Annotated in this window: 22 protein-coding genes; 3 read left to right on the forward strand and 19 right to left on the reverse strand. The window is 66.3% G+C overall.

Annotated elements, in window-relative coordinates; all coding sequences use genetic code 11:
• Nucleotides 1-16: 16 nt before the first annotated feature.
• From rlmN to rpsB, 6 genes are all read right to left on the reverse strand, one after another.
• A complete protein-coding gene (rlmN, locus tag ACFQS2_RS16195) occupies nt 17-1,273 on the reverse strand; it encodes a 23S rRNA (adenine(2503)-C(2))-methyltransferase RlmN (RefSeq protein WP_377020364.1) in 1,257 nt (418 codons plus the stop codon).
• Nucleotides 1,270-2,172 (reverse strand): phosphatidate cytidylyltransferase, encoded by a 903-nt coding sequence (locus ACFQS2_RS16200; RefSeq protein WP_377794422.1) that lies wholly within the window; start codon nt 2,170-2,172, stop codon nt 1,270-1,272. Before ACFQS2_RS16200 ends, rlmN begins: the two co-directional genes overlap by 4 nt.
• Nucleotides 2,173-2,199: 27 nt before the next feature.
• Nucleotides 2,200-2,766, reverse strand: a complete 567-nt coding sequence (gene frr / locus ACFQS2_RS16205; RefSeq protein WP_377020362.1) for a ribosome recycling factor — start codon at nt 2,764-2,766, stop codon at nt 2,200-2,202.
• A gap of 197 nt (nt 2,767-2,963) precedes the next feature.
• Nucleotides 2,964-3,719 carry a UMP kinase gene (gene pyrH, locus ACFQS2_RS16210; protein ID WP_377794423.1) on the reverse strand — a complete coding sequence of 252 codons (756 nt, stop codon included), beginning with the start codon at nt 3,717-3,719 and terminating at the stop codon, nt 2,964-2,966.
• A 134-nt stretch (nt 3,720-3,853) separates the two neighbouring features.
• Complete coding sequence (gene tsf, locus ACFQS2_RS16215; RefSeq protein WP_377794425.1) at nt 3,854-4,678, reverse strand: translation elongation factor Ts; 825 nt, start codon at nt 4,676-4,678, stop codon at nt 3,854-3,856.
• Between the two features lie 113 nt (nt 4,679-4,791).
• A complete protein-coding gene (gene rpsB / locus ACFQS2_RS16220) occupies nt 4,792-5,793 on the reverse strand; it encodes a 30S ribosomal protein S2 (protein ID WP_377794427.1) in 1,002 nt (333 codons plus the stop codon).
• A 390-nt stretch (nt 5,794-6,183) separates the two neighbouring features.
• Between rpsB and ACFQS2_RS16225 the strand changes: the two genes are divergently transcribed.
• Nucleotides 6,184-6,783, forward strand: a complete 600-nt coding sequence (locus ACFQS2_RS16225) for a murein hydrolase activator EnvC family protein (protein WP_377794429.1) — start codon at nt 6,184-6,186, stop codon at nt 6,781-6,783.
• Nucleotides 6,784-6,788: 5 nt separating this feature from the next.
• Here the strand turns inward: ACFQS2_RS16225 and ACFQS2_RS16230 are convergent, their stop codons facing one another.
• The 9 genes from ACFQS2_RS16230 to ACFQS2_RS16270 all read right to left on the reverse strand — a co-directional run bounded on the left by ACFQS2_RS16230 (nt 6,789) and on the right by ACFQS2_RS16270 (nt 19,330).
• Nucleotides 6,789-7,883 (reverse strand): tyrosine recombinase XerC, encoded by a 1,095-nt coding sequence (locus ACFQS2_RS16230; protein ID WP_377794431.1) that lies wholly within the window; start codon nt 7,881-7,883, stop codon nt 6,789-6,791.
• A gap of 43 nt (nt 7,884-7,926) precedes the next feature.
• Nucleotides 7,927-8,088: a hypothetical protein gene (locus ACFQS2_RS16235; protein ID WP_377794433.1), complete on the reverse strand. Its 162-nt coding sequence runs from the start codon at nt 8,086-8,088 to the stop codon at nt 7,927-7,929.
• 1,624 nt (nt 8,089-9,712) lie between these two features.
• Entirely contained in the window at nt 9,713-10,075 is a 363-nt protein-coding gene (locus ACFQS2_RS16240) for a hypothetical protein (protein WP_377794435.1), read from the reverse strand.
• A gap of 304 nt (nt 10,076-10,379) precedes the next feature.
• Nucleotides 10,380-10,727: a hypothetical protein gene (locus ACFQS2_RS16245; RefSeq protein WP_377794437.1), complete on the reverse strand. Its 348-nt coding sequence runs from the start codon at nt 10,725-10,727 to the stop codon at nt 10,380-10,382.
• 98 nt (nt 10,728-10,825) lie between these two features.
• Complete coding sequence (locus ACFQS2_RS16250) at nt 10,826-11,638, reverse strand: GIY-YIG nuclease family protein (RefSeq protein ID WP_377794439.1); 813 nt, start codon at nt 11,636-11,638, stop codon at nt 10,826-10,828.
• Nucleotides 11,635-12,840 (reverse strand): hypothetical protein, encoded by a 1,206-nt coding sequence (locus tag ACFQS2_RS16255; RefSeq protein ID WP_377794440.1) that lies wholly within the window; start codon nt 12,838-12,840, stop codon nt 11,635-11,637. Before ACFQS2_RS16255 ends, ACFQS2_RS16250 begins: the two co-directional genes overlap by 4 nt.
• Nucleotides 12,841-12,843: 3 nt before the next feature.
• Nucleotides 12,844-16,047 carry a type I restriction endonuclease subunit R gene (locus tag ACFQS2_RS16260; RefSeq protein WP_377794442.1) on the reverse strand — a complete coding sequence of 1,068 codons (3,204 nt, stop codon included), beginning with the start codon at nt 16,045-16,047 and terminating at the stop codon, nt 12,844-12,846.
• Nucleotides 16,048-16,052: 5 nt separating this feature from the next.
• Nucleotides 16,053-17,330, reverse strand: coding sequence for a hypothetical protein (locus tag ACFQS2_RS16265; protein ID WP_377794443.1), 1,278 nt, complete (start codon nt 17,328-17,330; stop codon nt 16,053-16,055).
• Entirely contained in the window at nt 17,327-19,330 is a 2,004-nt protein-coding gene (locus ACFQS2_RS16270) for an N-6 DNA methylase (RefSeq protein ID WP_377794445.1), read from the reverse strand. The genes ACFQS2_RS16265 and ACFQS2_RS16270 overlap by 4 nt, the downstream gene beginning before the upstream one ends.
• 228 nt (nt 19,331-19,558) lie before the next feature.
• On the opposite strand from ACFQS2_RS16270, the gene ACFQS2_RS16275 reads away from it, so the two are divergent.
• Both ACFQS2_RS16275 and ACFQS2_RS16280 read left to right on the forward strand, forming a co-directional pair.
• Entirely contained in the window at nt 19,559-21,178 is a 1,620-nt protein-coding gene (locus tag ACFQS2_RS16275; RefSeq protein ID WP_377794446.1) for an ATP-dependent endonuclease, read from the forward strand.
• Complete coding sequence (locus ACFQS2_RS16280; protein ID WP_377794447.1) at nt 21,175-22,821, forward strand: UvrD-helicase domain-containing protein; 1,647 nt, start codon at nt 21,175-21,177, stop codon at nt 22,819-22,821. Before ACFQS2_RS16275 ends, ACFQS2_RS16280 begins: the two co-directional genes overlap by 4 nt.
• A 141-nt stretch (nt 22,822-22,962) precedes the next feature.
• Here the strand turns inward: ACFQS2_RS16280 and ACFQS2_RS16285 are convergent, their stop codons facing one another.
• From ACFQS2_RS16285 to lepB, 4 genes are all read right to left on the reverse strand, one after another.
• A complete protein-coding gene (locus tag ACFQS2_RS16285; protein ID WP_377794449.1) occupies nt 22,963-23,799 on the reverse strand; it encodes a deaminase in 837 nt (278 codons plus the stop codon).
• Nucleotides 23,800-23,937: 138 nt separating this feature from the next.
• Nucleotides 23,938-24,240, reverse strand: coding sequence for a DUF2469 domain-containing protein (locus ACFQS2_RS16290; RefSeq protein ID WP_377020354.1), 303 nt, complete (start codon nt 24,238-24,240; stop codon nt 23,938-23,940).
• The gene (locus tag ACFQS2_RS16295) at nt 24,237-24,986 is read right to left on the reverse strand and encodes a ribonuclease HII (protein WP_377794451.1); all 750 of its coding nucleotides are present in this window, start codon (nt 24,984-24,986) and stop codon (nt 24,237-24,239) included. The genes ACFQS2_RS16290 and ACFQS2_RS16295 overlap by 4 nt, the downstream gene beginning before the upstream one ends.
• On the reverse strand, nt 24,983-25,780 hold the full coding sequence (gene lepB / locus ACFQS2_RS16300) for a signal peptidase I (RefSeq protein WP_377794452.1): 798 nt from the start codon (nt 25,778-25,780) through the stop codon (nt 24,983-24,985). The genes ACFQS2_RS16295 and lepB overlap by 4 nt, the downstream gene beginning before the upstream one ends.
• Nucleotides 25,781-25,809 lie beyond the last annotated feature (29 nt).

Below are 25,809 nucleotides of genomic sequence, written 5' to 3' on the forward strand. Positions count from 1 at the left end.
GACGTCGGCGCCGCGATCACTGGGCGCCGCCGGCGACGGCCTCGACGCGGGCGACCCGGGCCTCACGGTCCTCCCGGTGCACGTCGGTCTCGATGACCTCTGCGGCGAGCTGGCCGCAGGCTCCGTCGATGTCCGAGCCACGGGTGTCCCGGATGGTCGCCGAGATCCCGTTGTCCCGCAGGGTCTGGACGAACTGCTTCTCCACGAACGGATCCGACGCGGTCCACTTCGAGCCCTTGACCGGGTTCAGAGGGATCGGGTTGACGTGGACCCAGTGGGCGCCGCCGTGCGCGATCAGCCGATCCGCCAGCAGCTGGGCGCGGTGCGCCTGATCGTTGATGTCGCGGATCAGGGCGTATTCGATGCTGACGCGCCGGCCCGTGGTCTCGAAGTAGTCGTGGGCCGCCTCGAGGATCTCGTCGACGTCGAAGCGGGTGTTGATCGGGACCAGCTCGTTGCGCAGCGCGTCGTCCGGGGCGTGCAGGGAGACGGCGAGAGTCAGCGGGATCTTCTCGGCGGTCAGCTTGCGCACGGCGGGGGCGAGGCCGACGGTGGAGACGGTGATGTGGCGCGCCCCCATGCCGAAGCCCTCCGGGGCGGGGGCGTTCAGGCGCCGGCACACGGTCGCCACGGGCCGGTAGTTCGCCAGCGGCTCTCCCATCCCCATGAACACGACGTTCGAGACGCGGCCGGGGCCGCCGGGCAGTTCGCCGCCAGCGAGCAGCTGATTGGCGATGCGCACCTGCTCGAGGATCTCGGCGGTCGAGAGGTTGCGGGTCAGGCCCATCTGCCCGGTGGCGCAGAAGGGGCAGTTCATCCCGCAGCCGGCCTCGGAGGAGATGCACAGGGTCACGCGGTCGCTGTAGCGCATCAGCACCGACTCGACCATGGAGCCGTCGAACAGCTTCCACAGGAACTTCTGGGTGGCGCCGTGGTCGGCGGACTGCCTCGAGACCACCGTCAGCAGCTGCGGGAAGAAGCGTTCGACGAGTTCCTCGCGGCGGTCCTTGGGCAGGTCGGTGAGGTCCGCGGGATCGGTGGTGAAGTGCTCGAAGTAGTGGACCGAGAGCTGCTTGGCGCGGAAGCCGGGCAGCCCCATCTCCTCGACGGCGGCGATGCGCTCGGCCAGGGTGAGATCGGCCAGGTGCGATGGCGGCTTGCCCCGGCGCGTGGGACGCAGCTGGAGCTGCCCGGGCGCCAGGGCGACCTTCTCGCCGGGCACGGCCTCGCGGGAGAGATCAGGGAGTTCGGCCGGGTCGGTGTTCGTGTTCATGGCAGCAGGACCTCCAGCATGACGTAGGTGGTGGGGGCGGCGAGCAGGACGGAATCGACCCGATCCAGCACGCCCCCGTGGCCGGGAAGCAGATGGCCCATGTCTTTGATCCCCAGGTCACGCTTGAGGAGGGACTCGGCGAGATCACCGCAGGTGGAGACGATCACCAGGACCACGCCGAGGATCACGCCCGTCCACCATGGCAGACCCAGGCCGAACGATCCGACGGCCGTGACCGCCGCGGTGCCCAGGATGAGCGAACCGGCGAACCCCTCCCAGCTCTTCTTGGGGCTGATGCCCGGGGCCATGGGATGCGACCCGAACAGGACGCCGCTGACGTAGCCGCCGACGTCGTTGCCCACCGGTCCCAGCACGGCCAGCAGCACCAGCAGCGGCCCCTGGTCCAGACCGAACAGCAGCAGGGTGAAGCAGCCCAGGAAGGAGACCCAGGCCAGGGCGAACACTCCCCCGGCGACGTCCCGCAGCGCGGTCAGGCCCATCGACTCCGAGGCCCGCCACACGATCAGCACGCACACCGCGACGGCCGTGGACACCAGCAGCCCCTCGACCTCGAACACGACGGTGGAGACCACCATGCCGATCACGCCGACCAGCAGCGGCACTGCCGCGACCCGCAGACCGCCCTGAGCCAGGGCACGGGTCAGCTCGAGCACGGCGAGCACCATCGTGACCGCCACCAGGACCGGGAAGGCCTGGGGCACGACGAACAGCGACGCGAGCAGCGCCGCACCGAGGCCGAGACCGACCAGGATCGCGGCCGGCAGGTCCCGGCCGGCACCACGGCGCTTCGCGCGCGGGGGCGCGCCGGTCACGCCCTCGGCCGCCTCGAGCGGCATCGAGGCGGCCGGGCGTGCGGAGCGGTCCGGGTCCGAGGTCACGAGGGCGGCAGGAGATCGAGGGCGACGTCAGATCGTCGCGAGCTCGGACTCCTTGGCGCCGAGCGCCTCGTCGATCTGATCGATGAACTTCTTGGTCACGGACTCGAGCTCCTTCTCGGCGCGGTTGCCCTCGTCCTCGCCGATCTCCTTGTCCTTGACCAGCTTCTCAATGCTCTTCTTCGCGTTGCCGCGGGAGCCGCGCACGGCGACGCGGCCGTCCTCGGCCTTGGTGCGGGCGAGCTTGATGTACTCCTTGCGTCGCTCCTCGGTCAACGAGGGCAGGACCACGCGCAGGTTGTCACCGTTGTTGGTGGGGTTCACGCCCAGGTCCGAGTCCCGCAGCGCAGTCTCGACCTGCCCGATCGCGCTCATGTCGTAGGGCGTGACGATGACGGTGCGGGCCTCGGGGAACTGCAGCGAGGCGAGCTGGTTCAGCGGCGTCGGCGCTCCGTAGTACTCGACCATGATGCCCTGGAACATCGCGGCGTTGGCCCGGCCGGTGCGGATGGAGCCGAACTCCTCCTTGGTGACCTGGACGGACTTGGACATCTTGGCCTCGGCGTCCTTCAGGATGCTCGCGGTGTCGTCGCTCACGGGATGCTCCTCGGTTCTCGGTGGGTGGTGGGATCCATTGTCCCGCACCGTCAAGGCGGGACTGCTGAGTGGACTCTCGCGCGGCGGGCACGCCCCCGCTCCCGGCCTCCGGGACGGTCGGCGGCTCCGGGCCCCTCGGACGAGCAGAGACCGCGGGGACGTCGCCCGCGGGGGGCTCGAGCCCTCGCGCGTCCGGATCAGTCGCTGGTGACCACGGTCCCGATCCGGTCCCCGCGCAGCGCGCGGGTGATGTTGCCGGGCGTGTCCAGGCCGAAGACCATCATCTGCTGGGCGTTGTCCATGCACAGGCTGAAGGCGGTGGAGTCGACGACCTTCAGACCGCGCTGCAGGGCGTCGTTGTAGGTGACGGCCTCGAGCTTGACGGCGTCGGGATTCGTGCGGGGATCGGAATCGTAGACCCCGTCGACGCCGTTCTTGGCCATCAGCACCTCTTCGCAGCCGATCTCCAATGCGCGCTGGACGGCGACGGTGTCGGTGGAGAAGTACGGCATGCCCGCACCGGCACCGAAGATCACCACGCGACCCTTCTCCAGGTGCCGCACGGCGCGCAGCGGGATGTAGGGCTCGGCGACCTGACCCATCTCGATGGCGGTCTGCACCCGCGTGGTCACGCCGCGCTGTTCGAGGAAGTCCTGGAGGGCGAGACAGTTCATGACGGTGCCGAGCATGCCCATGTAGTCGGCGCGGCGGCGGTCCATGCCGCGCTGGGACAGCTCGGCGCCGCGGAAGAAGTTCCCTCCCCCGACGACGATGGCGCATTCCACGCCCTGGGCGACACCCTCGGCGATCTCCGCGGCCACGCGCGAGACGACGTCGGGATCGACGCCGACGGCGCCGCCGCCGAAGGCTTCTCCGGAGAGCTTGAGGAGGACCCGGCGGCCGTCCTGCTTCTTCGGGAGAACGGGTATGGGGGACGTGAACGTCTGGGTCATGTCGGTCCTTCCGCGCGGGGTCCTCGGTGATGATACCGAGCCGCGGCCCCGCACCGAGGGTGCGGGGCCGCAGGTCGGCGGCCGCCCGTCGGCGGCCGGTGGGTTCCGGGCGATCAGGCCCGATCCCCGGGGAGTCAGCCTCCGACGCGGAAGCGGACGAAACCGGTCAGCGTGCCGCCGGCTTCCTCGACGATCTTGCCGACCGTCTTCTTGGGATCCTTGGCGAACGCCTGGTCGAGCAGCACGTTCTCCTTGTAGTAGCCGTTCAGCCGGCCCTCGACGATCTTCGGGATCGCCTTCTCGGGCTTGTTCTCGTTCTTGGCGGTCTCCTCGGCGATGCGGCGCTCGTCGGTGACGAGCTCCTCGGGGACCTCGTCACGATCGAGGTAGGCCGGGGAGAACGCGGCGATGTGCATCGCGATGTCGCGCGCCACCTCGGCACCCGCCTTGTCGGTGGCCACCAGGACGCCGACCTGCGGGGGCAGGTCCTTGTTGGTGCGGTGCATGTAGGCGGTGACGACCTCGCCCGAGACGCGACCGATGCGGCGCACCTGGATCTTCTCGCCCATGGTGGCGCCGGCGTTGGTCAGGGCCTCACCGAAGGAGGTCTCGGCCAGATCGGCGGGCTCGGAGGCGCCGGACTCGACGGCCGCGGCCACGGCCTCGTCGCCCAGGGCGACGAACTTGTCGTTCTTGGCCACGAAGTCGGTCTCGGAGTTGATCTCGACCAGCGTGCCGGTCTGACCCTGGTCGGTGTCGCGCACGTCGACGGCGATCAGGCCCTCGGAGGCGGTGCGGGCCTCACGCTTGGCGATCCCCTTGAGGCCCTTGACGCGGATCAGCTCGACAGCCTTGGACTTGTCGCCCTCGGCCTCGTCGAGAGCCTTCTTGACGTCGAGCATGCCCGCGCCGGTGGACTCGCGGATCTCCTTGATGTCTGCTGCCGTGTAATTGGCCATGTTCCTCTTCCTTGTGGGAGCTGCTAGCGGAGGGTGCGGGGCGGGCTTCGGCGATGGCGGGCCCGCCCCGTGGAGGGGCCCGGGAGCGACGTTATCGCCCCCGGGCCCGTTGGTCACTCGGCCGCGGTCGGCTCGGTCCGGCCGTCGGTCGCCTCGGAGGCGGACTCGGCCGTCTCGGCCTCGGCGTCCGACGCGCCCGGGGCGGGCTGCTCCACTGCGGATTCGGTGGCCTCGGCCGCAGGGGCCTCGGCGGACTCGGCCGCGGGGGCCTCGGTCGCTGCCGGGGCGTTCTCCGCGACGACGGATTCCTCGGCGGGGGCGTCCTGCTGCTGGACCTCGGACTGCTTGAGCAGCTCGCGCTCCCACTCGGCCAGCGGCTCGGCCTCGACGGCGGAGACGTTCTTCTCGCCGCCGCCGGACTTGGCGTGACGCTCCTGCAGGCCGGCGGCCACGGCGTCGGCCACGACCCGGGTCAGCAGCGTGACGGAGCGGATCGCGTCGTCGTTGCCGGGGATCGGGTAGGTGACCTCGTCGGGATCGCAGTTGGTGTCCAGGATCGCGACGACCGGGATGCTCAGCTTCTGCGCCTCGTCGACAGCGAGGTGCTCCTTGTTGGTGTCGACGATCCACACGGCGGAGGGCGCCTTGCCCATGTCGCGGATACCGCCGAGGGTCTTCTCCAGCTTGTCCTTCTCGCGGCGCATCATCAGCAGCTCCTTCTTGGTGCGGCCGGAGGAGGCCACATCGTCGAAGTCGATCTGCTCGAGCTCCTTGAGGCGGTTCACGCGCGCGGAGACGGTCTGCAGGTTGGTGAGCATGCCGCCCAGCCAGCGCTGGTTGACGTAGGGCATGCCCACGCGGGTGGCCTGCTCCTGGATGGAGCCCTGGGCCTGCTTCTTGGTGCCGACGAACAGGATCGTGCCGCCGTGGGCGACGGTCTGCTTGACGAAGTCGTAGGCCTTGTCGATGTACGACAGGGTCTGCATGAGGTCGACGATGTAGATGCCGTTGCGCTCGGTGAAGATGAAGCGACGGACCTTCGGGTTCCACCGACGGGTCTGGTGACCGAAGTGGACGCCGCTCTCCAGGAGCTGGCGCATGGTGACGACTGCCATGATGGTGTCCTCTTATCTAGGCCTGGGCTCGCACGACTCGCCCGGTGGGGCGTCCGCGGTCATCGCGCAGGACCTTCGTTCTCGGTTCTTCCCCGTCACCGGTCGATGCGGGGCCTGGTGCCCGGGAAGCCGGCCGCCCCGGCGGCGGCCCGCGCGCGAGGCGCGGAGGCGACCGAGGACCGTTGGCCGGCGAGCCCTGATGGGCACGCGAAGTCATCCGGACGGACCGGATGCTGTCTCGAGTCTATCTGACGCTCACAGTCGGCACAGCGCGTCGTGCATCACGCCGCGGGGTGTGTCGGCGCGGCGATCGTTCCTCCCCAGGACCTCTTCGTCCACCGGGTCCTCGTCCCGGATGACGCGGTCGGCCGACGTGGCGAGGATGCCGCTATGACTTCTCGAGACGCCCTCGATCGCCGGCCGGCCCGACAGCGGATCCTGGTCCTGGTCCGGGCCGTGCTGGTCGTACTGTGCCTGGTGGCCGCCTTCGTCGTCGCCATGCCCGGCTCGGCGCGCGCCGAGGAGGTGCGCTGGACGTGGCCGACACCGGCTCCCCATGACGTCGTCGCACCCTTCGACGCTCCGGACACCCCCTACGGACCCGGCCACCGCGGGATCGACATCGCGGTGACCGGAGAGGGCGCCGCGGTGCATGCGGTCGACTCGGGCACGGTGCGCTTCACCGGATCGGTGGCTGGGCGTCCCGTGGTCTCGGTGCGGCACGCCGATGGCCTGATCTCCACCTACGAACCGGTCGCCGGCGAGGTGGTGGAGGGGCAGACGGTCCGCGCCGGGGACGTGCTCGGACGGATCACGCCGGGCGGCACGCGGTCGCATTGCGCTCAGATGTGTCTGCATCTGGGTGCGCGGCGCGCTCAGGGCTACGTGGATCCGATGGTGCTGCTGGGAGCGCGGGGACCGAGTGTGCTGCTGCCGCTGGCCCATCACGGGGCTCCCGGGGCGCGCGATGCTGTCGACGCCGGCCCGTGAGCAGATCAGGCGCGCGGGTGTGCCTGGTCGACGGTGCGGCGGAGCCGCTCGGCGCTGACGTGGGTGTAGATCTGGGTGGTCGCGAGTGAGGAGTGTCCGAGGAAGTCCTGGACGCTGCGCAGGTCGGCGCCGCCCTCGACGAGGTGCGTGGCGGCGCTGTGACGCAGCGTGTGCGGGGATATGTGCCTCGAGATGCCGGCCTCGGCGGCGTACCGATCCAGCAGCGTGCGCACGGCGCGATCACCGAGTCTGCCGCCACGGGCGCCGAGGAACAGTGCGTCGCCGGCGCGAGTCGCGCCCGCGCCGCCGGCTCGCGCGAGGACGGGCCGACCCTCGCGCTCCCAGTGCTCCACAGCGGCGAGCGCCGGGGCGCCGACGGGGACGATGCGTTCTTTGTCGCCCTTTCCCCGGACTCGGACGGTGCCTCGGGAACGGTCGATGCCGCTGCGGTCCAGGGCGACCAGCTCCGAGACCCGCAGTCCGGAGGAGTAGAGCAGTTCAAGGACCGCGGCGTCGCGCAGCACCATCGCGCGCCGGGCAGGATCGTCAGGCACGCCCGGGGAGCCGGGGACCTCGGCGCCGTCGGACGGGACGGCGCCGCCTGCGCCATCAGCACCATCGAGGCCGGCACGTGCATCGGCGTCGCTGCCTGTTCCGGACGCCTCGCCGCGTCCTCCGGTCCCGGAGGGGCCCGTCTGTGCCGGCACGATCCGGTCCAGCAGGTGCCCGGCCTGCTCACTGGAGAGCACAGTGGGCAGGTGGCGGCCCCGCCGGGGTGCTTTCAATCGGCCGCCCACGTCGTGCGGGATGCGGCCGGTGGCGGCGAGCCATGTGGTGAAGGTGCGGGCCGCGGCGGCCGACCGCGCCAGCGTGCTCGCCCCCACGCCGCTCTCCGCCCGCGCTGCGAGCCATGAGCGCAGGGCGGCGACGTCGAGCTCGGGGAGCTCGATGCGTTCGACCTCGCGCAGATGCTCGAGCAGGTGGGCGGCCTCCCGGCGGTAGGCGCGCATGGTGTGCTCCGAGCGCCCCCGTTCGAGGCGGAGATGGTCGCTGAAGGCGTCGAGCACGGCGTCCTCGGCGCTGCTGCGGTCTGTGCCCATGTCCCCAGTCTCCCGCATCCAGGCGTCCCCGGCCGGGAGGACGTCAGCCGGTGCGCACGCGTCGCACCCTCTCCCCCACGTCCTCGACGAGCCCCAGCAGACGCAGCCGCGCCAGGGCGGATTCGACCTCGACGGCCTCGAAGCCGATCTCCCGGACGATGCGCGCAACCGGCAGGCTGGAGCGCGGCGGCACAGCATCGAGCACCCGACGATCGGCGGGCGTGAGCAGGTCCAGCTCGTCCTGGACGAGACCCAGCTCTCCGGAACCCGTGAACCCGTACCACCGGGCCCCGATCAGGCTTCCGGGCGCAGTTTGTAACCCAGTGGCAGCAGTATCGAGACACCGACTTTGTTTCCTGTGCGGCGGCCGAAGCACCTTGACGACGAACTCGACCTTCGCCCGTGGGACCGGGTGCTCCGAACAGTCGGCAGAGTTTCCACAGTGCTCGCCGGAACCTCACACCCTCCGCGTAGGCTCAAGTCATGGACGATGTGAGCGCCCACGGAGGCCTCGAACCATCTGCACCCAGAGACGAGAGTTACCGAACCTGCTCCGTATGCGGAGGAGACTGCGAGCCTGAGCCGACCGCCATGGACGGCCTCGGCGTACGCGTCATGTTTGTCTGCCCGGAGCACGGCCTCCATTCGATCGTCGACCCGTTCCACGGCGAGCATTGACTCCCGCCGGCACGCCGCACTGATTCGACGCGAGTCGCCAGATCGAACCGCGCGCAAGAATCCAGCGCGCCGCCTCAAGGAACGAGGGCGTGTCTCCTAAGTTCGCGGGGGCCCGGTGTGATGGCGGGTTAGGGGATGCACTGACGGCAACCTCGGACAAGAGCACGTTCATGAGATGCCCCGGGTGCGCCGACTCGTACTGCGTCCCTCGCGCGAAGCTGGTTGCTGATCGTGGCGACCGAGAAGCCAATGCACCCATGTGGGCCCTCGCCCCAGTGCTCGCGACAGTGTCTGCATCGGGACGCCATCATCGACAAGTTCCCGGCACGCAAGTGCCAGCAGCAGACCGTGCTCGCCAGCGGTGTCCCGGTGACCCGGTCGAGCTCGTGGAGCGTACGGACAAGTTGCGTAGAGCCCGCTGATGCGTTCGACCTCTGCCTCCGTCGGCTCACGACGCGCAGACAGCCGTGGGTATCGACTCCTGGGCACACCGCCAGCGCGTTCGATCGCAGTGCGCACCGCCGTCCTCGAGCAACCCAGCGCCGACGCGATTACTTGGATCGACTCGCCCCGGCCACGTCGGAGCGCCACTTGATCCGGGTCGGCGACAGGACGCTGGTCCCAGCGACGAAAATCCACCGCGTACCTCTCCGTGGTCAGACGACGCACATGCCCAGGATGAAGGTCGAAGTCCTCGGCAATCTGTACCTAGGACTCCCCCGCGGCGTATCGCTCACAGGCCACAGCGGCGATCCGCTCGCGCTCCCCCTGCGTCAGACGCCCAGGCATACAGCGGTGAAGTCGGGATGCTTCGCGATCATCAAAACAGTATGCCGCGTGAACCGCGCCCCCTCGGGACCGCGGTAGTATTGCCTTACCACGACCGGTTCCGCCTGCTTCGGCAGGCCCAGGACCGGTCCTCACTATCCCGGCGGACTTCTCGGCAGTGGTGGTAGAGGCGAACACCCCTCTCACGACGGAACTCAACCCGGGGCGCGTCAATTTCAAGCCGTTCCAGGATCTTAGTCCCGAGCGGCTCGCCGTCGCGGACGCGGGCGCGCTCGTGCACGGACGGCTCCAGCAGTTGCAGCGCGAAGCGAGGCACGGGCTTGCGCGCGATCTCAACCACCCCGTCGAGCACCTCGACGACGCTATCCGGAAGCGCGATGTCCGCCGAGCCCAAATCGCAGCGCACATCGTTGCGCGCCACCTGACCACCTCGCATCGCTGCCAGCGTGCGCTCCGACGGCGCGATGACTGCATTGGTGCTCGACGTTCTTCTTTGCCCCGCCGTACGCGACGTAGTCGTATCGCAGCGGCGCACCCGACAGGAGCCTGCGGTGGATGCTGAAGATCCGCATGCAGTCATCGAGGGCGAAGTCTCCGCAGTACTTCTCGGCGACGTCGAGCGCGAGCTGCTCGAGGAGGTCCACGCTCTTCGGCACGATGTCCGCCACCTCATCGCTGAGCCGAGCAAGCGGGAGATACTCCCCGAACAGCCCGTTCCACGACACGACGACGTCGTAGTTGAGCGCCTATGTCTCCATCAGGACGTCCAGGCCCACTGGGTCCTCCCCGCGGGCAGATCTCGCCCTCCCATGCGTCGAGCGCTTCGCACCGGGTGAATGTTTGATCTGTGACGGCGTTGAGCTCGCCGAGGCGATTGGGTGCCCAGCATTCGATCGGCACCTCGCCGGTGTGCCCCGGGCATAGCCGACATCAAAGAAACCGGTCCTCCGCCCCTGTTCTGATTCGTCCCCTTAGAAGACCGTGCACCGGGCCTCTGACACCGAAGGCAGGGCGGGCTTCGCTGCCGACCTACTGCCGCTGTTTCGGCGGACCCCACACTGTCACGCTCGCCGTGCGGGCGTCATCGTGCTCGAGAGACTCGAGGAGGTCCCGGACCGAGTCCTCGGCTTCCGACCTTTCGGTGCACTGCGTCACGCCCACGCCATCGACGTGGAGCTCGTAGCCGCCGCGCCACGGCACGAGCCGAACCGTGAAGCCGCTCTGCCAGGTCTTGCCCTCCGGACCATGCACATCCGGGCAGTCGCCGACGCAGCACCCGCAGACCGCGACCCCGCCGTGGATGAGATCCGCACTGTTCCCACACGCGCAATCCTGGTCGCACTGACACGGGGTCTGTTCCTTGGGCTCGATCACCATGGCACCCACGATAGGGCGCAGCACGGACACGCTCTTCGCCTGCAGACACCGCTCAACACGGAGCCATCTCGCCGGACCCAATGGTCCTCGGCTCGAGATCAGTTGCGGTTGAGCCCATGCTTCCGCGTGTCGAGGGCGAGCTTGAAATGGCTCTCGGCCTCATCGATCACCCGCGTCGGTGTCGCCGGGTCGAAGACCCTCAGGATCGAATAGCGGAAGCTGCTCGGGTCGACGTTGCGCAGCTCGACATTGCCGCCGTGGCCGTTGGCCGCGTAGGCGCTCCAGCGCTGGCGGATGCTCTCCGCGCCGTCGGCCTTGCCGATGTACTGGCGGCCGTCGCGGGTGTCGGTGATGAGGTAGATGCCGACCACGGATGACAGCGCCGTCCGCCAGGCGGCGTACCGGTGCTCGCGCATGACCGCCTGCAGCTGAGAGACGTCGAGGACCAGCCGATCGAAGCCGAGGAACGGCACTGGCCGCGCATCGGCGATCTCCACAACCGGGTAGCCGGCCGCCGTCGGTCCATTGAGCCGCCAGGTGCGCGGTGACCTCCAGCCGATCACGAGGCGGTTCCTGAGGTCGGCGAGGTGCTCTGAGGCGACCAGGTTGAAGGTGCGCAGAGCACCGTCGTTGGAGACCTCGCCGCAGTTCTCTAGAACCGACCACAAACGAGCGCGATCTCCTCCTTCGCGGATGAAAACCACCCAAAACTTCGGCGGGACTGCCGGGAAGATGCGCGGTTTCGCCGACTGCTCGCTCGTGTACGCGAGGACCTCGTCATCGGTCGAGTCGGCGTTGATGCCAGGCAGACCAGTGTCCTCGTGCTCGCGCACGAAGGCGTGGCGGATCGCTTGGGTCTCGGCGGGGTCGATCCCGGCGCTGCGGAGGATTGCGTCGAGGGTCAGGGTCATGGGGCTTTGGCCGCCTCGGACTTGCCGAGCGCCTCTGTGGCGTCCTTCACGAGGTCCGACAATTGGGCGGAGTCCACGTCACCGGCGTACTTGGCAGCGTCGCGGTGAGAGAACCGGGACAGAACATTCTGGACGAGCACCGCGTCGCCGACCTGCACGCGCGCGCTGAGCCGAACTTTGTCATCCGAGTTGGCGTAGAACGGAGCCAGCGCCTTGAGCGAGAGCGCGACGTCTTCAGCGGTGTCGGCCTCGCGGAAGTGCCTGCCGGACTCGCGGAGCAAGAGCGCGCCGAACGCGCCGATCACGATGGCTACCGAAGCGCGCAAGATGCCGCCGCCGACGGAGATGTCGAAGTTGTTGGCGATAGCCTCGCTGACGATGAAGTAGCCGACGGCCCCGGCGAAGAAGAATGCGGCCAACGCACTCGCTCGGATCCACTGAGCAGCACGTCGCTCGCGTTTCGCCCGCCCATACCAGTCGCCAGCGCTGAGGTCTCCCGCAGCGTGCTCGGCGAGAGCATTGCCGGCTCTTGCCGTAGCCGCGAGGGTCGCCACATGCTCCAGGGCCTTGGAGTCGTGCTCATGATCAGTTTCGTCGCGTTGCTTCTTCCATGCACCCAGCGATTCGCTCCACTCGTCATCGATCTTCGTCTCGGCCGAAGAGCCGATATCTGCAATGTTCTTGCGTTCGGTCTCGATGTCGGTGGCCAACTCATCCAGTCGCTTGCTGACGCCGTCGAGCTCATCGAGGCGCGCATGCAGCGACGCCTCGGTCTTCTTGACTTTGTCCTCTAGCTGGTCGAGACGCGCCGTGCGAGCCTCGATCTCCTTGTCGAGAAGCTCAACGTAATTGCTCGTGAGCTCCTTCGGTGGAGGCAGTGGGAGCGTACGCAGCGCTCCCTGCAATCGCCAGATCCTTTGCGGGTTCTGCGGCTGGTACTGGACACCTACGTACTGGCGGAACTCTCCGTCGCCGGTCTGCAGCTCATTGAGCGCGGCGCTCAATTCGTCGAGGGTGCTGAGGTACAGAGCAGGCTGCTGGGCGAGCTTCGTCTTCTTTGCTTCGGACAGCCACTCGACGACGTCCTTGCGCATCTGCTCCGTTTTGGCATCGTCGTATCGAGCCGCCTTGAGAGCGTCCAGCTTGAGGTCCAGAGTCTCCCAGACCTTGTGTGAGCGATAACGCTGGCTACCTGTCGCCATGTCCTACCTTTCCTGGCCGTCTGGGCTGCCTTCGTCTTCGGTCCTCAGCCGGCGAGACTGGTAGAGGTACTGCCCGATCAGTCGGATGAACTCATCAGCGCGGTCGCTCTCACCCGTGAGAGCCCCGGTGAGTTTGCCGAACGCGCCCTCGTTGAGCACGGCGGCGTCCGTGAGGGTCTCGCGCAGGTCGGGCGAGGCCATGAACTGGTCGAGAGCGTTGTGGTCGATCTGTTCAGCGATGCGCGAGTCTTCCTCGGCCATGCCGGCCGCGGCGCGTACGAAGCCTTCGATCTGCGGGTCGGCGAACTCGGAACCGAACAGCTCGTTGATCCTCGACACCACCTCCGACAGCAGCGCCTGCTGCGGATCCTGGCGCGACACATGCGATCCGAGACCGGTTATCCCCTGCAGGCCCGGGGTCTTCTGGTCGCCCGACAAACCGATGTCGGCCCTGCCCTGGTCGATCTGGCGGACGCGGCGCATCTCCAGTCCCGACACGTCCACGTCGGGGGCAGCACCGTCGGTCGGCAGTAGCCGAACCAGCTGGCGTAGGAACTCGGCGAGCTTCTCCAAGTCGCTCGTACCGTAGTCGACGACCTGCGACATGAAGTCGTACAGCCTGACGTACGAGCCACAATCTTTCCGGAATGTGCGCAGTTCATCGAGCGCTTCGCTGTCTTCGTCGGTCTGCGCGTCGTTCCAGCGGGCGACGAACTCGTCGCGCGCTGGAGTCACGGCCGCAGCCAGTGCGGCATGCGACTGCTTCCGTGCCCACCATGCCTCCGCGTATCGCTCGACGTCGTTCGGCATGTAGATCCGCGCCTGAGCAAGCTTCGTGGCCAGCTGATGCACGAGGTTCGGGTCGGTCTCTTTCTCCACGTGCGCCTCGAGGTAGTAGGTCAAGAACGCTTCGTGGATGTCATCGGGATCGTTGACGAAGTCGAGGACGAACGTGCGGTCTTTCATTTCCCCCGATGGCGCACGGTACGTGCGGTTTAGACGCGAGAGCGTCTGCACCGCGTGCACGTCCGGCAGTTTCTTGTCCACGTACATCGCGCACAGCAGCGGCTGGTCGAAGCCAGTCTGGAACTTGTCGGCGACGATCATGAGCCGGTACTCAGGGCGACGGAACTCCCGCGCGAGGTCGGACCCGACGCCGGGGTTCATCGACGCCTCGGTCACGTCCTCGATGCCGTAGTCCTCATCGCTCAAACTGCCGCTGAACGCGACGATCGACTGGTAAGCGTACCCGCGCTGCGTGAGGTACTTGTCGGTCTCGATCTTGTACCGGAGCGCAGCCTGGCGGGAGTCGGTGACGACCATCGCCTTTGCGTGCCCCTCCAACAGGTGCGCGACGTTGGCGCGGAAGTGCTCGACGATAATCTCGACCTTCTGGCCAATGTTCGTCGGATGCAAGTTCGCGAACCGCATGATCTTCCGCGTCGCCGTCTTCGGATCCACGAGACTGTCGTCTTCGTCCGGGCCGATGCCCGCCGCGATGCCGGCACTCCCCTGCTGCTCGATCTCGAACGCCGTCCGGTACGTCTGGTACCCGCGCAGCACGTCGAGGATGAACCCCTCCTCGATCGCCTGCCGCATCGAGTACACGTCGAATGAGACCGGCATGCTGTCGTCACCTGGACGACCGAAGAGCTGTTTGGTCTTCGCCTTCGGCGTTGCCGTGAACGCCAACAAGGACACGTTCCTAGCTCCGGCGCGTGCCGCTGTCTCCGAAGCGATCTGGCGCTCTCGGGCAGTGTCCGCTTCGACGAGTTCGTTGATCACGTCCTGACCATCGAACTCGTCATCATCGGCGGCCTCGCCGCCCTCGGTGAGCACCTTCTTCAGTTCCGCCGCCGTCTTGCCCGACTGAGAGGTGTGAGCCTCGTCGATGATCACCGCGAAGTTCTTCGTGCCGAGCTTCCTCTCCAACAGGTCCTTCACGAACGGGAACGTCTGCAAGGTGACGACGATGATCAGCGACGACCCGGTCAACGCGCCCAGCAGCGCCCGAGACTTCGAACCCCCGGAGCGGCGCACGGCCGCAGAGTCGATCACCGCAACACTGCTGCCCGTGTCGTCGACCTGTTCCACTGCCTGTTGTAGCTGAGCATCAAGCACGCGGCGATCCGAGACGATGATGACCTTGTCGAACACCTTCGCGTTCGCCTGGTCGTGCAAGCGCGCGAGGCGATGCGCCGACCAGGCGATCGTGTTCGTCTTCCCCGACCCTGCTGAATGCTCGATCAGGTACCTGTTCCCCGGGCCCTCGTCACCGATCGTGTCGACGAGCTTCCTCACGGCACGCCACTGGTGATACCGCGGGAACATCAGCCCCGTCGAGCGCGTGATCTTCCCCGTCGCTGGGTCTTCGTCGACGTCAGTCTTCAGGAACATCTGCGAACCGAGTACCGACAGGAAGTTGTCGCGCTGTAGCACCTCCTCCCAGAGATACGAGGTGGCAGGCCCCGAAGGGTTGGCCGGGTTCCCCGCGGCACCGGTGTCGTCATGGCCGCGGTTGAACGGCAGGAAGTACGTTTTCTCCCCCGCCAGCTTCGTCGTCATGTGCACCTGGTCGTCGTCGACAGCGAAGTGCACCAGCGCGCGCGTGCCAAACCCGAGCAGCGGCTGACCGGCTGGGTCCCTGTCCTTCCGATACTGCGTGACCGCCGTGCGCCACTGCTGCTTGAAGAACGACTTCAACTCGCAGGTCGCCACGGGCAGGCCGTTTACAAAGAAGACGAGATCGATCGACCGGGTGTCCGCGCGCTTCGGCGAGAAGTACACCTGCCGGGCCACTCGCAGCCGCACCTTCTCGTACTGCTCAGTCACGGTCTTGTTCAGCGTCGTCGCCGGTTTGAACTGGCACATCCGGAAATGCGCCGTCGCGCCACGCGTGTGCGAGAACTTCCGACGCAGCACGTTGAGCGTCCCGCCGCCCGAACTCATCGGGGTGTCCAGACGCGTCACGAGCATAGACAGCAGAGCCTCACGATCGGCCGGCTCGGCACCCGTGCCGACGCGCACGACCTTCGCGTACTCGTCTGGCTGGGTCTCGCTCAGCCACCAGAGCACGTCCTCGGGCCAGATCGCCCGCTCGGCGTCGTAACCGTCGCCGTTAGAGCTGTAGAGCCAGCCATGCTTGCCGAGGTACTCGGCGATCTCGACTTCGAGCGCTTCCTCGCGGGTGCCATCTGGTGACGCCATCGTCTTCAACCAGCCTTTCGTGCCGTGCGGATATCGAGCTGTCCTGTGACTGCCGCCGTGATCAGCGCCGAACGGCGCTCCTTCGCCAGGGCGATGTGTTCCTCAGCCTTGGCGATGAGGGTGTCGATGCGGGAGGTCTGCTGACTGATGTGCGCGATAATCGCGTGCTGCTCGTCGATCGGCGGGCAAGGCAAAACGATCGATCTGACATCGGCAGCTGAGATCTTGAAGGTTCCCACTGTCGTCCGCGCCAACAGCTCGATCTGTGCTCGACTCGTAGGCGTGTCGAATGCAGCGACGAAGAACTCGGGGAGCATGTCGGCAGTCGTTCGGATTCTGATCAAGAGGTCAGGGTAGATGTACTCCTCCTGAGCAAATTCGTGACCGACCAGCCCCGCTCGCCCGACCAAGTTAATGTTGCCATTACCGCGAACGATGAGCACATCGCCGTAATGGAGGAGAAGCTGGGAGACGTCTCTTAGGGAATCCCGGTCAACATACTTCGTGACGTCCTCACTGGCATTAACTCGACCGTCGCGAACAGCGCCGATTGATAGAGAGCGCATGTCGCCAACCCGACCGGCTTCTGGCGAGACTCCGTTGCTTGGACCAAAAGAGAGTAGTCGGCGAGTAGCAACGGCTTGCCAGCCGCTCGGCAGAATCGGCAACCAAACGTTTCCAGTTCGTTTGCTTGCCCCAATACCGTTGAGCCCGCCGGTCAGCGCACTGTCTCGAACTGCAGAACGTCGTTCCCGCAGCAGCCCGATGAACTCCTCCTGCTTCGCCACGAGCGCGTCGATCTGAGCCGTCTCCTGGTCCAGGTAGTCGGAGATGGCGCGCTGCTCGGCGGCTTCAGGGATGTAAGAATCTATCGTCTTCAGGACTGAGAATGGAACTTCAGTCGTCCGCACATTTCCCTGTCCGCCCGCGCCAATGCCTCGCTCCCGCTTGATCAATTCCCCAGTAAACCAGTTCGACTTCATAAGATAAGCGATAAATCGAGAGTCGACCCATTCGCGAGGTCGCATCACCTCGTAGTGATAAGTTACGAGGCCATCCTCCCTTGCGACACCCATTGCACCCGAGCGAATGCTCATCTTGTTGAACACGATGTCATCTTGCCTGCACACCTTGTAGATGTCGAGAGAATCTGCACGGTGAGGCTTGTCGGTCAGCTCGCTTCGTCGGATAACCCCATGAGTTTGCGACACCGACATTAGCGGAAGATCGACGCCAGGGATGCGCTCATCAATCCTGTCAACGGCAAAACCGAAGCGCATCACGCCTCCACTTCCCGCAACAGCTCCATGATCTCGCCGACTACGCGCTCGAGATCCGCATCTATCTCTTCGAGAGGACGGGGCGGTTCGTATGTGTAAAAGTGGCGCGTGAACGGGATCTCGTAGCCGGTCTTCGTCTTGTCCCAGTCGATCCACGCATCGGCGACGTGCGGCTTCACCTCAGCGTCGAAGTACGCCTGCACGGTCTCATCGCGCGCCTCGTGCGTCTTGGGGTGGCCACCCCAGCCGAACGGGACGTTCTCGGTGTCGCGCAGAGCGGGGTCCGGCTCGAGGTCGCCCTTGTTCCTGCCGGACGGCACGCGGCAGTAGTCGGCGGTCTCGTCGTGGACGCCGATCGTCTGCCACAGCTTCTTGCGCTGCGCCGGCGTGAGTCGCACGCCGCGGTCGCCGAGGTGGCGGCCGAGCGCCTTGTCGAACTTCTCTCGGTTCAAATACACCTCGTCGCCGAACGCCTCGAGCGCCTCGGTCAGCCCATCGACCTTCATGAGGGTCTTCTGCTCCGCGACGGCACTGATAGCTTCGGGCATGCACTGGAACCGCAGCTGCAACGGGCGTTCGATCGTAATCGTCCAGTACGCGAAGTCGCGCTTGTGGAAGGTCTTCGTCGGGACCTCGACGTCGTCCTCGCTGAGCGTGCCGGTGAAGGCCCGCACGACGGCGTCGCGGTGTGAGTCGGGGATCTCCATCCTCTTCGACCCGATCGACTTCCGCAGCTTCGTGCCGAGCTTGGTCGCATCGATCAGCTGAACAGTGTCCTTGCGGTCGGCGGGCTTCGCGTTCGACAGAATCCACAGGTAGGTCGCGATGCCGGTGTTGTAGAACATGTCGTTCGGCAACGCCACGATCGCCTCGACGAGGTCATTCTCGAGTATGTGACCGCGGATCTCCGATGGACCGGAGCCTGCCCCGCCGTTGAACAGCGGCGAGCCGTTCAGGACGATGCCGGCCTTTCCGCCGCGCCCCGTCTCGTCGACATCACGCATCTTCGAGGCCACGTGCAGGAGGAACAGCATCGCCGCGTCGCCCACGGCAGGAAGCCCCGGTGCAAAACGCCCCTGGCCTCCGCGGGCGTGCTCCTTCTTCACGTCCGGCTCGACGGCCTTCCAGTCGGTCCCAAAGGGCGGGTTCGACAGGACGTAGTCGAACTTTCGGTCCCCGAACCGGTCGACGGTGAGCGTGTCGCCCTGACGGACATTGGTCGGGTCCTGACCGGTGATGAGCAGGTCGGCCTTGCAGATCGCATAGGTGCGCTTATTGATCTCCTGTCCGAACAGCGCCGTCGACGCGTCCGGGCTGAAGCTGCGAAGGTGCTCGTCGGCGACGCTGAGCATGCCGCCGGTACCGACTGTCGGGTCGTAGATCGATCTGACGGTGCCGCGGCCGCGAAGAGCATCGGCGTCGTCGGCATAGACGAGGTCGACCAGGAGCCTGACGACGTCGCGAGGAGTGTAGAACTGACCTGCCCCCTCGTTGGCCGACTCGGCGAAGCGGTAGATGAGGTTCTCGAACAGGTCGCCCATGTCGGCATTCGACACCGCATCCGGCGAAAGATCGATGCTCTCGAAGTGCCGGGCCACCTGCGACAGCCGGTCGCGGCTGTCGAGCGTGCGGATGATGTTCTCGAAGTCGAAGGACTTGAACACGTCGAGGTTCGCTGAGAACCCGCCGACGTAGTCGATGAGGTTCTCAGCAAGGTTGTCAGGATCCTGCAGCGCCTTCTTCAGCGTGTAGCTACTGGTCGTCCAGATGGACAGTCCTGGGCTCTCGGGAGTGCGCGTCTTGAGCTTGAGATGCGTCCGACGCTGCTGCTCGCCGTCATGGGCCCCGACGACCTCCGCCATCACCTCACGGTGCGGGTCCATGACGCACTCGAGGCGGCGCAGCACCGTGAACGGGAGGATGACGGAGCCGTATTCGGCCTCGGAGTACGGACCGCGCAGAGTGTCGGCGACACTCCACACGAAGCTAGACAAGACGGACACGAGGGATAGTTCTCCTAGTCTTGGAGGTGACTGAGTAGGGAGGTCGCCTCATCCTATCGACGCGGACCGACACTTCGGAGTCCTGGAGACGTGTAGCGGCGTCGACGACCCGGATGAAGTTGGTGCGCAATTGGAACCTATAACGTCTCTTCGGATGCTTGGATAGAACGCACGAAATACAACACGGAGCAGTACCGCCGCTCCACAACACAAGGGAGCGAAGCGGGCATGCGCCTGTCGAAAGTGGCTATCACCAATCACAGCAGGATCCAGGACCTGAACCTCGGGCTACGCAGGCACGCCGTGATCGTCGGGGCGAACGACGTAGGCAAGTCATCAATCCTGCGTTTGCTCAACTTGCTACTGGGGACCAGCACCACCGGTCTCTACCAGTCGCTCGGGCCCGCCGACCTTCGCGACGCAGAGCAGCCTCTGATCGTCAACGCCATGTGGACAGAATGTTCTGACGAGGACCGCCGCCCTTTCCCTGCCGAAATCAGCATCGGCGAAGACCAATCGACCGAGTACCTCTGGGTCCAAATGGCCGTCATGGTAGACCCTGAAGACGACGAGGCAGTCTCGATCCGTCGATGGTTTCCCGAGAGCGGCCACGAGCGAGCACCAACCCGTGAGCAGCTCGAGGCCTTCGGCTGGCGATTCCTAAGAGCCACGCGTAGTGCATCGATGATCGAAGGGGCGCACAGCCCAGTCAGGACACTTCTCGCCGCCGCGGACATCGGCACCGACGAGGATCGACTGAAGACCCTCCTCGAGCAATTCAATGAAGAGCTCGACGGCAACGAGTCCGTCGGACAGCTACTCGACCGCGTTGCCGGGCACCTCAGTCGGGCGATGCCGCGAGCGGTGGCGAGGGGCGATTTTTCCGTGCGGAGCACGACCGATCCGTCTAGCGATGTGCTCCAAGACGTGACGCTCTTTCTCAATAGGGGCGGCGACCAGGTCTCCTTAGCGGAGCAGTCGGATGGTGTCCGCCAGCTCATGTCCATGACACTCTTCGATCTAGCCGAGGGCGCAGCGAACGTCCTCGCGATTGACGAGCCGGAAATCCACCTTCACCCGACCAGCCAGAGGACCGCGGCCGACCTCTTGAGCGAGGACGGGAACCAGAAGATCATCGTCACCCACTCTCCGTACATCCTTCACCGATTCGATCCTTCTGAGGTCATCGCAGTGGACCGCCACGGGGACTGCCATCAGCTTGGCGAGCCGAAGCTCTCGAAGATCGAGAAGGTGCGGGCGCACTGGTGGTCCCCTCGACTGCTGGAGGCGCTGACGGCGCGCTTCGTCATCGTTGTCGAGGGCGACGCGGACCGCGTGATCGTGGAAGCTGTGGCCCGACAGCTCCGAATTGCCCTGGACCGTCTCGGAGCCGTCGTCCTGGAGCTGGATGGGGCCGACAAGTTCAAGAACGTCTTCCCCCTTCTTGGCCCCAATGGCTTCGGACCGACGCTGCTGGGCTTGGTCGACAGGAAGGAGAGCGCCTCCTGGGTAGGCGTAGTCGGCGGCAAACCTCGTGACGTGATTGACAAGAAGGTCTTCGTCTCTGCGGAGGACCTCGAGGACGAGTACACCAACGCCCTAGGCGGCCCAGCCGTGGCGAAAGCCCTCATCGACGGAATGTTCTGTCAAGAACGGAGCCTTTTGCAGTCGGCAGATGTCGATGTAGTTGAGGACATCAGCCCGGAAGCGGTGGCGAAGTACTGCCGGGACAAGGGCAAGGTCGAGGCCGCGACGTGCATTGCCGAAGTCCTGACTGCAGAGACTGCTGAGCAGATTGGGAGCGTATCGCGGCTCGTGCGCGCGTTGGAGGAGCTGAGTCGGCAGTGAGCGAATTCGATCTCAGTGCGGAACAACTTGAGGCGGCAACTTCTCCCAAGGATCATCTCCTCATCGTCGCCCCGCCGGGGTGCGGCAAGACCGAGGTGCTGGCGCACCGCGCTGCGCAACAGATCGGTTTGCTGGAGCCGGACCAACGTGTCCTCGCGCTGACGTTTACGAAGCGGGCCCGTACGAACCTCGAGGAACGCCTGCGCTCGGTGCTCGGGCAAGTTCGGGCGCGGCGGCAGGTCGTCGTACGCAACCTCCACGGCTTCGCGACGCAGGTCGTGCTCGCCCACGGAAGGACGATTGGCCTGGACATGGAGGAGCTCGAGCTGCCAAAGACGAGCACGATGAGGCGTGCAATGGAGGCCGCGGAAGGCGGCCAGACCATGTACGACGCCGAGAAGATCCTCGCCGACGTCAAGCGCGGCCCGCTCTCAGACGCCGAGGTGCTGGGGGCCCTCCAACGGCGGGAGCGAAGCCAGGCTGTGCTGCTCGCCGAGAAGGTGGAGCGGACGCGCCAGGAGGCGAACCAGCTGCACTACGACGACCTCCTCCGGCATGCGCAAAGATTGCTACATATCCCGGCGGTTGCGCGTCTCTATCAGGCACACTTTGGCGCGGTACTCGTCGACGAGTTTCAGGACCTATCGATGCAACAACTCGACCTCGCCCTTTACAGCTGCGCATCAAGGAGGACTTTTGCGGGCGACCCCCTCCAAGGCATCTACTCGTGGGCTGGAGCCGCTCCCGCCGAGGTCGAGGCCGAGATACGGAGGACGTGCAGCGAGCCGATCAGGCTGCACGAGTCCTACCGTTCTTCACCGAAGGTGCTCGAGACTGTGAACTCGGTCAGCGAGCGGGTTGACCCTGGTTCCGCCCTGGTCTCCGCCCAGCCCGAGAAGTGGCCTGAGAGCGGCTGCTCAGCAACCCTTGTGATGCAGGACCGCACAGCCGAGGCAAAGCTGCTGGTGCGCTTGGCCGGGTCGATCCTGGCCCGTGACGCTCAAGCATCCATCGGTGTCATTGCCAGGGCTGCATGGCGCAGAGAAGACATCGACACAGCATTCTCGGAGGAGGAGGGCCTCCCCGTACGCCGTTGGGATCTCGCGGTGGACGACCCTGAGACGGTCGCCGTCATCCAGTCGACGGTCGCGGCCTTGCCACGCGGAGCGGGCCTCGACGAGGCGCGGCTAGCGGTGCTCGGCACAGTGGATCCAGCAGATATCGATGTCCGCGAGCTCATCAACGATGCATTCGACGTTCTGGAGCGAAGCGATGCGGGGACGGCGAGGGCGGCCGTGAAGTCGATCAGAACTTCCGACCCCAAGCAGGCCGTTGGGCCAGGTGTCCATCTGCTCAACGCCCACACGGGTAAGGGCCAGCAGTTCGACTGGGTGTTCGTCATCGGTATTGAGGAAGGGCACCTTCCCAGCAAGCGCAACAACGAAGGCGACGCCCTTGCCGAGGAACAGCGGACACTGCTGGTCATGCTCTCCAGGGCCCGTCACGGCTTGATCCTCACACGAGCCCGCCAGCAGGAAGGCTGGTATGGGCCTCGTCGGCTTTCCAAGAGTCGCTGGTGGTCAGACCTTCAGGCCGAATACTCGTCGGAAGAGGAGATCGAGAGCCATCTCTCCAAGGTCTGATGAACGTAAGGTCCTTCCTGCATGGTGCGAATGCGGATGTTCCTTGATTGGGGCCTAAGAAGACCAGTAGAGCTTCTATGCCGGACGAGTCGAACGCGCGGTGTCGTGGGAGTCCTGCGCGGAGCTCTCGTGGAGTTCGCCTCAAGCTGGTTGTCCGCCTCTTGTCCGTACTTCCCACTTGATTGTCACCGACACATGTCCGGTGCCGCCGTAGTCGACAGTTGGCTCGATCGCAACGACCTTGCACAGCACATGGCCGTCATCGTTGCGCATCACACCGATCGAGCCGATCTCGACCCTTGCCGATGTTCCCTCGTAGTCGAGCGCATCGGGGTCGTCGATCTCTATGAACTCATTGGCGTACCGGGCCAGCGCGACGACGCCGGGCCGCCCGCCGTTCATGTAGATCGCGCGAGCACCACAGTTGCTCCACCGGGTCTCCCACGACGGGGAACCCGGCTCCTCGTCGATGCTGATTGTGAACCGGCCACCGTTCTGCGTGAAGTCGAACTTCGCGCCAGCGTTCATGCCAAACCCTTTAGTGAACACCTGAGTGAAGTCGACGGTCGCATCGTGCGCTCGTGTCCGCAGGTCGGCCGGGAAGTCGCGCAGCCGAACACCGCAATCGCGCAGATGCTTCCAGCCGAGCCGATATACCTGCGGATTCGGATCGTACGTGCCGATGTGGACTACCGCGATGCCCGCCTGACTGACGAGCTCGGCGCATGGGACACGGCTGGTACGCGAGTTCGCGCACGGCTCCAACGTCGTATAGAGCTCCGCGCCTTTTAGATCGATGCACTGCTCCTCGGCTTTGGCCAGAGCAACCTGCTCAGCGTGAAGGGCAGAGCGCTCGCCCTTGTGCCCAGTGGATAAGACTGTGTCACGTCGGGCTATGACTACTCCTACGCGAGCGTTGCCCTGTGACTTCAACGCTTCCTCGACCGCTAGGGTCGCATGCGCACGTTCGAAGTCCATTGACAGCTGCCTCTCTTTCCCTGGAGCCTCGCCGGGCAGGCCTCCCGACGCATCGCCGCGGCCGGTTTTGGGGACGGACGCCCCTTGGGGAGGAACAGTGCCGCGGCCGACGCGGCCGCGGCCGGCGCGGCGTCGCCGCTACGGCAGGGAGATGTCCGGCTTGTTGAGCTCCTCGATGTTGACGTCCTTGAACGTCACCACCCGCACGGAGCGGACGAAGCGGTTGGAGCGGTAGATGTCCCAGACCCAGACGTCGGCCAGGCGCAGCTCGTAGAAGACCTCCCCGCCACCGGAGCGGACCTGCAGGTCGACCTGGTTGGCGAGGTAGAACCGGCGCTCGGTCTCGACCACGTAGGTGAACAGGCTGACCACGTCGCGATACTCGCGGAACAGCTGGAGTTCGAGGTCGGACTCGTAGTTCTCGAGTTCCTGGGCGCTCACCGACGCTCCTCCTCATGCTGCGGGTGCCACTGGTCGTCCCACAGTACGCCAGCGCGCGAGGGTTCCGGCGCGTCGAGGGGAGTCGTCCCCAAGCGCCAGCTGCGGCGGTGATGCTCATCGACGCCGAGGGTCTCGATCGCCCGGCGATGGGCGGCCGAGCCGTAGCCCTTGTTCGAGGCCCAGCAGTAGTCGGGGGCGAGAGCGTCCAGGGCCACCATCTCGGCATCGCGCGCGACCTTGGCGAGGATGCTGGCGGCCGCGACGCTGGCGCAGTCCCGGTCCGCGGCGACCCGCAGCTCGACCACGGGGGTCGGCCGCGCACCGTCGGCTGCTCGTGCGAGCTCGGCAGAGAGCACGTCGACGTTACCGTCCAGCACGATCGCGTCGATGTCGATCGCCAGCGCGTCGATGGCACGCACCGCGGCACGGGTCAGAGCGCGGATGATGCCGATCTCGTCGATCTCCGCGGCGCTGGCCCAACCGACGCTCCCGGCGAGGATGCTCTCGCGGATGGGCGCCACGAGGGCTTCCCGGCGGCGGGCGGTGAGCAGCTTGGAGTCGCGGACCTCCTCGGGCAGGGCCGCGGCGCGCCCGTCGATCACCTCGATCGCGCAGGCGCCCATGGCGACCGGTCCGGCGAGTGCGCCGCGGCCGACCTCGTCGATGCCGACGACGATGCGTCGCCCGGGCCCGCAGCGGGAGGCCAGGGCGAGCTCAACGTCCAGGGTGGGAGCCGGTGTGCTCACGGCTGGTCGGGAACCTCGTCGAAGGTGTCCCCGGCCTCGCCCAGTCCGCTCCAGCGGCCGGCGGGCCAGAAGATGACCTCGGCCTTCCCGGTGACGTTGTCCTCCGGGACGAAGCCGTCCTCGCCCTGGACCTCGTGGTAGGCGGAGTCGGCCGAGGCGTAGCGGTTGTCCCCCATCACCCAGATCTTGCCGTCGGGCACCGTGACGTCGAACGCCGCCTTGCAGGCGGGCGTGTCGGGGTTGATGTACGGCTCGTCCAGCTCCGTGCCGTTGACACTGACGGCGCCGCCCTCCTCCTCGCACTCGACATGGTCGCCGGGCAGGCCGATCAGTCGCTTGACCAGATGATCCTGGGACGGATCGGGGGCGAGCCCGACGAGGCTGAGCACCATCATCATCCGGACCCGCGGCGTCGGGTCGTCGGTGACATCGCCCGGGATCCAGTTGTCGGGGTCCTCGAAGACGACGACGTCACCGCGGTGGAGGTCGAACACGCCGGGGGTGAGCTTGGAGACCAGGATCTTGTCGTCCTGCAGCAGCGTGGGGTTCATCGAGGCCGAGGGGATGTAGAACGGCTGGATGAGGAACGTCTTGACCAGCACCGCGATCAGCAGGGCGACCGCCATGGTCAGGACCGTGTCCAGCCACAGCGGCATCCGCCGGCGGCGCGACGGGCGGGCATCGGCCGAGGCGGCCGATGCCGGGGCGGCGCCGTCGGCGGACGCGGCGTCCTCGCCGGATGCGGCGTCCTGGGAGTCGGACACAGCGCGGCGGGTCTCATCGGGCGGGTTCATCGCGGTGATCCTATCCGCAGATCCTGCGG

This window comes from Brachybacterium sp. GCM10030267, from assembly GCF_042666875.1.
Taxonomy (GTDB): Bacteria; Actinomycetota; Actinomycetes; order Actinomycetales; family Dermabacteraceae; genus Brachybacterium.

Bases quoted from the DNA above. Each gene is read 5' to 3' on its own strand.
- rlmN (WP_377020364.1), bottom strand. From the start codon at position 1,273: ATGAACACGAACACCGACCCGGCCGAACTCCCTGATCTCTCCCGCGAG.
- pyrH (WP_377794423.1), bottom strand. From the start codon at position 3,719: ATGACCCAGACGTTCACGTCCCCCATACCCGTTCTCCCGAAGAAGCAG.
- tsf (WP_377794425.1), bottom strand. From the start codon at position 4,678: ATGGCCAATTACACGGCAGCAGACATCAAGGAGATCCGCGAGTCCACC.
- rpsB (WP_377794427.1), bottom strand. From the start codon at position 5,793: ATGGCAGTCGTCACCATGCGCCAGCTCCTGGAGAGCGGCGTCCACTTC.
- ACFQS2_RS16225 (WP_377794429.1), top strand. From the start codon at position 6,184: ATGACTTCTCGAGACGCCCTCGATCGCCGGCCGGCCCGACAGCGGATC.
- ACFQS2_RS16230 (WP_377794431.1), bottom strand. From the start codon at position 7,883: ATGGGCACAGACCGCAGCAGCGCCGAGGACGCCGTGCTCGACGCCTTC.
- ACFQS2_RS16245 (WP_377794437.1), bottom strand. From the start codon at position 10,727: ATGGTGATCGAGCCCAAGGAACAGACCCCGTGTCAGTGCGACCAGGAT.
- ACFQS2_RS16250 (WP_377794439.1), bottom strand. From the start codon at position 11,638: ATGACCCTGACCCTCGACGCAATCCTCCGCAGCGCCGGGATCGACCCC.
- ACFQS2_RS16255 (WP_377794440.1), bottom strand. From the start codon at position 12,840: ATGGCGACAGGTAGCCAGCGTTATCGCTCACACAAGGTCTGGGAGACT.
- ACFQS2_RS16260 (WP_377794442.1), bottom strand. From the start codon at position 16,047: ATGGCGTCACCAGATGGCACCCGCGAGGAAGCGCTCGAAGTCGAGATC.
- ACFQS2_RS16275 (WP_377794446.1), top strand. From the start codon at position 19,559: ATGCGCCTGTCGAAAGTGGCTATCACCAATCACAGCAGGATCCAGGAC.
- ACFQS2_RS16285 (WP_377794449.1), bottom strand. From the start codon at position 23,799: ATGGACTTCGAACGTGCGCATGCGACCCTAGCGGTCGAGGAAGCGTTG.
- lepB (WP_377794452.1), bottom strand. From the start codon at position 25,780: ATGAACCCGCCCGATGAGACCCGCCGCGCTGTGTCCGACTCCCAGGAC.